This is a genomic window from Marisediminitalea lipolytica (assembly GCF_001758465.1).
Classification (GTDB): domain Bacteria; phylum Pseudomonadota; class Gammaproteobacteria; order Enterobacterales; family Alteromonadaceae; genus Alteromonas; species Alteromonas lipolytica.
The window spans coordinates 785,004-791,809 of the sequence record NZ_MJIC01000014.1 but is presented as its reverse complement, the minus strand read 5'-3'; the positions used below and the strand labels follow the sequence as shown (position 1 = coordinate 791,809).

5 protein-coding genes are annotated in these 6,806 nt (G+C 49.2%); all 5 read right to left on the bottom strand.

Annotated features, from left to right (window positions below; translation table 11 throughout):
- Positions 1 to 35: 35 nt before the first annotated feature.
- The 5 genes from tnpA to lpxB all read right to left on the bottom strand — a co-directional run bounded on the left by tnpA (position 36) and on the right by lpxB (position 6,806).
- Positions 36 to 464: an IS200/IS605 family transposase gene (gene tnpA, locus BFC17_RS14495; protein ID WP_070174559.1), complete on the bottom strand. Its 429-nt coding sequence runs from the start codon at positions 462 to 464 to the stop codon at positions 36 to 38.
- 127 nt (positions 465 to 591) lie between these two features.
- Positions 592 to 1,548 (bottom strand): acetyl-CoA carboxylase carboxyl transferase subunit alpha, encoded by a 957-nt coding sequence (gene accA / locus BFC17_RS14490; RefSeq protein ID WP_070177172.1) that lies wholly within the window; start codon positions 1,546 to 1,548, stop codon positions 592 to 594.
- Between the two features lie 42 nt (positions 1,549 to 1,590).
- The gene (gene dnaE / locus BFC17_RS14485; protein ID WP_083271749.1) at positions 1,591 to 5,055 is read right to left on the bottom strand and encodes a DNA polymerase III subunit alpha; all 3,465 of its coding nucleotides are present in this window, start codon (positions 5,053 to 5,055) and stop codon (positions 1,591 to 1,593) included.
- A gap of 7 nt (positions 5,056 to 5,062) precedes the next feature.
- Complete coding sequence (gene rnhB / locus BFC17_RS14480; RefSeq protein ID WP_070177170.1) at positions 5,063 to 5,659, bottom strand: ribonuclease HII; 597 nt, start codon at positions 5,657 to 5,659, stop codon at positions 5,063 to 5,065.
- A complete protein-coding gene (gene lpxB, locus BFC17_RS14475) occupies positions 5,652 to 6,806 on the bottom strand; it encodes a lipid-A-disaccharide synthase (RefSeq protein ID WP_070177169.1) in 1,155 nt (384 codons plus the stop codon). Before lpxB ends, rnhB begins: the two co-directional genes overlap by 8 nt.

Here is a 6,806-nt window from a genome sequence, read left to right as displayed (position 1 = left end):
ATAGATTCCCCCGGGCATGCCCGGGGTTCTTTCTGTTACAGCTCCATTCGGAGCTGATCTGAATCCTTCCGACCTTGATGCTCAACGTAGTTCCGTATTGTGTGCTCGTCTAAGCCTACGCTGCTTACAAAGTAACCCGGCGACCAAACAATATTTTCATTCCAATAGACCTTTCCTAGCCATTTGAATGTCTTTCTCATGTTTGACGCTGACTGGGCTTTGAGTTTACCCATCACTTCTGCTATCGAGTATTTCGGTGGAATGACCATCAACATGTGCATATGGTCATTATCAAAGCCCATTCGCTCTATCGTTACGCCGGGCATACTTCGAAGCAGCTTCGGCAACACTTTGCGCAAATACTCCACGACGAAAGGCTTCAGTATCCGACGCCTGTATTTGGTTACCCAGACGACGTGATATTGAAGTCTATATAGACCATGTGATGAGACTCGAACTTCCATCTTCGTAGCATACAGGCCTCGGACTCATTCATCCACGGGTAAACCCGTGGTGTTCTGTCGCTTCGCGACCGGTCACATAAAAAAGGGCCTGTAAGGCCCTTTAATAAAGTAATCGATTTGCTAACGCCTAGCAATATCCAAATGACATCAGACGGTCGTAACGCTCGTCCATTAATTTGTCTACCGGCAGCGATTGTAACTGGCTCAGCTGCTGTTTTAGCGTAGCTTTGAGGTTAGCCGCCATGCTGGCGTGGTCACGGTGTGCACCACCTAATGGCTCATCAACAATCGCGTTGATCAGGCCCAGTTCTTTAATTTGTTGTGCGCTTACACCCATGGCTTCAGCTGCCAGTGGCGCTTTATCGGCACTCTTCCAAAGAATTGACGCACAGCCTTCCGGCGAAATTACCGAGTAAGTGCTGTATTGCAACATGTTAACTCGGTCACCTACACCTATGGCCAGTGCACCACCTGAACCGCCCTCACCAATTACCGTACAGATAATTGGCACTTTCAGTTCGGCCATTTCTTTCAGGTTACGGGCAATGGCCTCGCTCTGACCGCGCTCTTCAGCACCCACGCCAGGATAGGCTCCGGGAGTGTCGATAAGCGTGATGATAGGCATATTAAAGCGTTCGGCCATTTTCATCAGGCGCAGCGCTTTGCGGTAACCTTCGGGTTTAGGCATACCGAAGTTACGTTTAATTTTTTCCGGTACATCCCGGCCTTTCTGATGACCAATAATCATCACTGGCTGGTCATCCAGCTTAGCCAGACCACCAACAATCGCCTTGTCGTCAGCAAATGCGCGATCACCGGCTAACTCATCAAATTCTTCAAACGCCAGGCGGATATAATCCTGCGTGTAAGGACGCATCGGATGACGTGCCAGTTGCGAAATCTGCCATGCCCCAAGATTTGAGAAGATTTTACCGGTTAACTCGGCACTTTTGGTGCGCAGACGGGTGATCTCTTCTTCGATCCCCACATCAAACTCACCGCCCTGATTTACCAACCGCAGCTCTTCTATTTTTGCTTCTAGTTCGGCTATTGGTTGTTCAAAATCCAAAAACTGTATACTCATTACGTGTCCTACTTTTACTCTCCGGTTGCTGACCCGTGATAACTAATGAAAGGTCAACCTAACCGACTGCTCACCCAGGCACTGCTTTAACTCGTGCAATAACTGATCTTCGGGTGTAATAAACCAATGTGCGTCGCATTTTAATGAAACTGCCACATCCGGATGTAAAATATCTAACTGAACCGGGCAACTACCGCCCGCATAATTGCGCAAAATCGACTGCAACGATGATAACTTGTCTGGTTTACACCATTGCGTGTCGACTTGCAACGCCAGAGATCGCGCATTTTTCTCGCGCGCCTGGACTATATCCATAGCATCACGGGCGGTGATTGTATTGCCACCCGAGAAATCATCAAAGCTGACCTGTCCTTTGATGACCAAAATACGATCAGGTTCCAGCACTGACTCAAAAGTTTCGTACATTTCAGGGAAAAACCTGACGTCCATTCTAGCACTTTTATCGTCAAGTGTAACAATTGCCCAACGACGTCCCTTTTTATTGGTCATTACCCGTACACCAAGAACCAGTCCTACTGCCGTCGCCATCTGATCCTTGCCGGTCGGGCGTAAATCAACCAGCCGCCCATCCACATAATGACGAACCTCATCAATATACTGATTAATCGGATGCCCGGTTAAATACAGGCCAAGGGTTTCTTTTTCACCGTCGAGCCACACCTTCTCCGGCCATTGCGGTACTTCGGCAAACGCCTGACGAACCTGCTCTGGCTCGGTGGTTAGCAGCCCAAACATATCCGACTGACCGAACGACTCGGCTTTAGCGTGTTGATCGGCTGCGGCGATAGCTTCCGGCAGAGTCGCCATTAGCGCAGCACGGTGCGGCCCAAGGTTATCCATCGCGCCGGAGAGTACCAGTTTTTCCAGTACCCGTTTGTTTACACGCTTAAGATCAACCTTGGCACAAAAATCAAATAAATCTGAAAACTGCCCTTGAGTTTCCCGCGCTTCAATAATGGCTTCGATTGGGCCTTCACCAACACCTTTAATAGCACCGATACCGTAAACAATGCGGCCTTCGGTATCTACGGTAAACTTGTAGCGGCCTTTATTCAGATCCGGCGGCAGGATTTCCAGCCCCATACGGCCTACTTCATCTACCAGCGTCACAATCTTATCGGTGTTATCCATGTCCGCCGACATTACCGCCGCCATAAATTCGGCAGGATAATGCACTTTCAGCCATAGCGTTTGATACGACACCAGCGCGTAAGCCGCGGAGTGTGATTTGTTAAAACCATAGCCGGCGAATTTTTCCACCAGGTCGAAGATCTTCATCGCCAGGTTCGGGTCGATATTATTGTTCTTCGCGCCGTCTTCAAAGGTTGACCGCTGTTTGGCCATTTCTTCGGGCTTTTTCTTACCCATTGCCCGGCGTAATAAGTCAGCGCCACCCAGCGAGTAGCCCGACATTTCCTGGGCTATCTGCATGACCTGTTCCTGATACAGGATAATTCCGTAGGTGGGTTCCAATATTTCTTTTAAACACTCGTGCTGGTATTCAGCATCCGGGTAGGAGATTTCCTCGCGACCATGCTTACGGTCGATAAAGTTATCTACCATGCCTGATTGCAGCGGCCCCGGACGGAACAGGGCAACCAGTGCGATAATATCTTCAAAGCAGTCCGGTTTCAGACGCTTGATCAGTTCTTTCATCCCGCGGGATTCCAGCTGGAATACCGCCGTTGTTTCTGCTGCCTGTAACGAACGGAAGCTTTTCTTGTCTTCCAGCGGAATGGCGGCAATATCAACCTCTTTGCCCTGCCCTTCCTTAATCATATCCAGCGCCCACTGAATGATGGTGAGCGTTCTTAGTCCCAGGAAGTCAAATTTAACCAGACCGGCGGTTTCCACGTCGTTTTTATCAAACTGGGTAACCGGGTTTTTACCTTCGTCATCGCAATACAGAGGCGCAAAGTCGGTAATTTTAGTGGGCGCGATAACCACGCCCCCGGCGTGCTTACCGGCATTTCGGGTAACCCCTTCCAGAATTCGCGCCATATCAATCAGGTCGCGGACTTCTTCATCCTGATGGTAAAGCTCTGGCAAGCGCGGTTCGGCTTCGAAGGCTTTACTCAGTGTCATGCCCGGATCAGGCGGGATAAGCTTGGATATGCGATCAACAAAACCATAAGGGTGACCGAGAACCCGGCCTACATCGCGCACTACCGCTTTAGCTGCCATGGTACCAAAGGTGATAATCTGGGATACCGCGTCACGGCCATACAGCTCAGCGACGTGGTCGATTACCTCGTCACGGCGGTCCATACAAAAGTCGACGTCAAAGTCGGGCATCGAAACCCGTTCCGGGTTAAGGAAACGTTCGAAAAGCAGGTCAAATTCCAGCGGATCCAGGTCGGTAATTTTAAGCGCATAAGCCACCAGTGAGCCTGCACCGGAACCACGCCCGGGGCCTACCGGAATGTTGTTGTCCTTACTCCACTGAATAAATTCCATTACGATGAGGAAGTAACCGGGGAATCCCATCTGGTTAATAACATCGAGTTCGATTTTTAAACGTTCATCGTATTCCGGGCGTTTTTCCTTTCGGACATTTTCATCCGGAAACAAAAACTCCAGGCGCTCTTCCAGACCTTCTTCCGAGACTTTGACCAGAAAGTCTTCGGTAGTCATGCCACCCGTGGGAAACTGCGGCAGGAAGTACTCACCTAAGCGAACAGTAACGTTACAACGCTTGGCGATTTCTACCGTGTTCTCAATGGCTTCTGGGATATCCTCAAACAATTCCACCATTTCTTCGGCGGTGCGCAGGTACTGCTGGTCGCTATAATGTTTAGGGCGGCGCTTATCATCCAGCGTATAACCATCATGGATACATACACGAATTTCATGGGCATCAAATTTATCCTGGTCGATAAAGCACACTTCGTTAGTGGCTACTACCGGCAGGTCGTGCTGTTCGGCCAGGGCAAAAGCAGCGTGGTTATAATCTTCTTCGCCACGACGACCCGTGCGCACTAATTCCAGATAAAACCGATCGGCAAAATGCGTAGTGTAAAAGGCTAGATTATCTTCCAGCATTTTAGGATTATTCTTCAGCAATAACTGGCCAACATCACCTTTCATACCACCCGACAGGATAATGACGCCTGCGGCATGCTCTACCAGCCATTGTTTATCGATAACGACACGATGATTAACATGACCACGCAAATAGGCTTTGGAAATCAGCAAGGTTATATTTTTATAACCTTCGTTATTCATGGCCAGTAAAGTGAGACGGAATGGCTCATCAACGAAATCTTCGCTCTGAACCCAAAAATCGGCACCAATAATCGGTTTAATGCCGCGGGAGTGCGCGTCTGAATAGTACTTTACCAGACCACACATATTCATCTGGTCGGTAATGGCCACAGCAGGCATGCCAAGTTCTTCTACCTTAGCGAGGATCGGTTTGACCTTGTTAAGGCCATCCATCATGGAAAAGTCGCTGTGTACCCGTAAATGAACAAAGTTCGCTGACATTTTATTATTAACCTTTGGTTGTCACCGACGATTCTGCAGCAGCAAGAAGTGCCTGAACCGGCTTAAAACTTTTTCGATAACAGAATAATACACCGTTGTCGGCCAGGGCTGCAAAGTGCGCTTTAGTTGGATAGCCTTTGTGCGCAGCAAAGCCGTATGCCGGGTACTGTTTATCCAGTTCAATCATATCGTTATCGCGTTCTACCTTGGCCAGAATAGAGGCAGCGGATATCTCCGGATGCAGGCTATCGCCCTTAACCACGGCTTCGGCCTGATATGACCACTCAGGTAAACGATTACCGTCGACCCGGACAAAATCCGGCGTTAATAATAAGCTATCCACTGCCCGGGTCATTGCCAGCATGGTGGCATGCAGAATGTTTAACTTATCAATTTCTTCCGGCGTGGCCCGGCCAATGGCCCAGGCTAAAGCTTTCTGTTTAATTTCGCCCGACAGCGCATTACGCTTTTTTTCGCTTAACTTTTTTGAATCAGTCAGGCCTTCGATAGGATTATTCGGATCGAGGATCACCGCCGCAGTGACCACATCACCCACTAAGGGGCCACGACCCACTTCATCAACACCGGCAATAAACTTACTCATTAATCACTTCCATTACAGCGTCTGCCGCCCGCTCATCGGCATTTTGTTTTAAGCTTTGATGCAGTTCGACAAATCTTGCAGTTAACGCCGTAGTATCGGACTCAAACAGCTTCATTAGTTCAGCACACAGCCGATCCGGGTTCACCTCTTCCTGTAATAACTCCGGGATCAACGCTTCATTGGCCAGAATATTCGGTAACGAGAAATAATCCGGTTTATACATCCGCATCATCATCTTGTGGGTCAGCCAGGATAACAGATAAGCAGACACCATCGGGCGCTTACATAACATGGCCTCGAGAGTTGCAGTGCCCGACGCCAGCAGAATGACATCGCTGGCAATCATGGACTCCCGGGACTGGCCATTAAGCAAAAACACTCTTGAGTCGTCGAGCCACTCAACGCGGTGTTCTTTAAGATAGGCAGTAATCTGGCTCAGTCGGCGTTCATTTGCGGCGGGGATCACTACCTGGCACTGCGGCTTGTGCTGCCAGAGTTGTTCTACCGTGGCCGTGAATACCGGCAGTAGTTTTGCTACTTCCCCGCCCCGGCTGCCAGGCAATACCGCCAGACAGGGCAATTCAGTACTTAGCCCAAGTGTGTTTCTGGCTTGGTTCTGATCCGGCACAATTGGGATAATATCGGCCATGGTGTGGCCTACAAAGCTATAAGGAACCTGATACTTGTCGTAAACATCCTGCTCAAACGGAAATATCCCCAACACTCGGTTAGTGGCTTTGGCAATTTTGAAAATACGCTTTTCACGCCAGGCCCAAACCGTTGGACTGACGTAGTGGACAGTTTTAATACCTTTGGCTTTAAGTGCTGTTTCAACCCGTAGGTTAAAATCCGGCGCATCGACGCCAACATAAACATCTGGCGGATTATCAGTGAAATATTCTATCAGTTGGTTTTTAACTTTAAGAATGGGGCGAATACTGGACAATACTTCTACCAGCCCCATTACCGATAGAATTTCAATATCAAACAGGGTCTTACAGCCTGCAGCCTGCATATGCGTGCCGGCAATGCCTTCGAAAATGGCGTCCGGGTAACGTTTTTTAAGGGATTTAATAACGCCCGCCGCCAGTACATCTCCTGATGCTTCACCGGCGACGATAGCGATGCGCAATGGGGAATTGCGCAT

Coding starts and splice junctions, on each gene's coding strand:
- tnpA (WP_070174559.1), bottom strand. CDS start 464: ATGGAAGTTCGAGTCTCATCACATGGTCTATATAGACTTCAATATCAC.
- accA (WP_070177172.1), bottom strand. CDS start 1,548: ATGAGTATACAGTTTTTGGATTTTGAACAACCAATAGCCGAACTAGAA.
- dnaE (WP_083271749.1), bottom strand. CDS start 5,055: ATGTCAGCGAACTTTGTTCATTTACGGGTACACAGCGACTTTTCCATG.
- rnhB (WP_070177170.1), bottom strand. CDS start 5,659: ATGAGTAAGTTTATTGCCGGTGTTGATGAAGTGGGTCGTGGCCCCTTA.
- lpxB (WP_070177169.1), bottom strand. CDS start 6,806: ATGCGCAATTCCCCATTGCGCATCGCTATCGTCGCCGGTGAAGCATCA.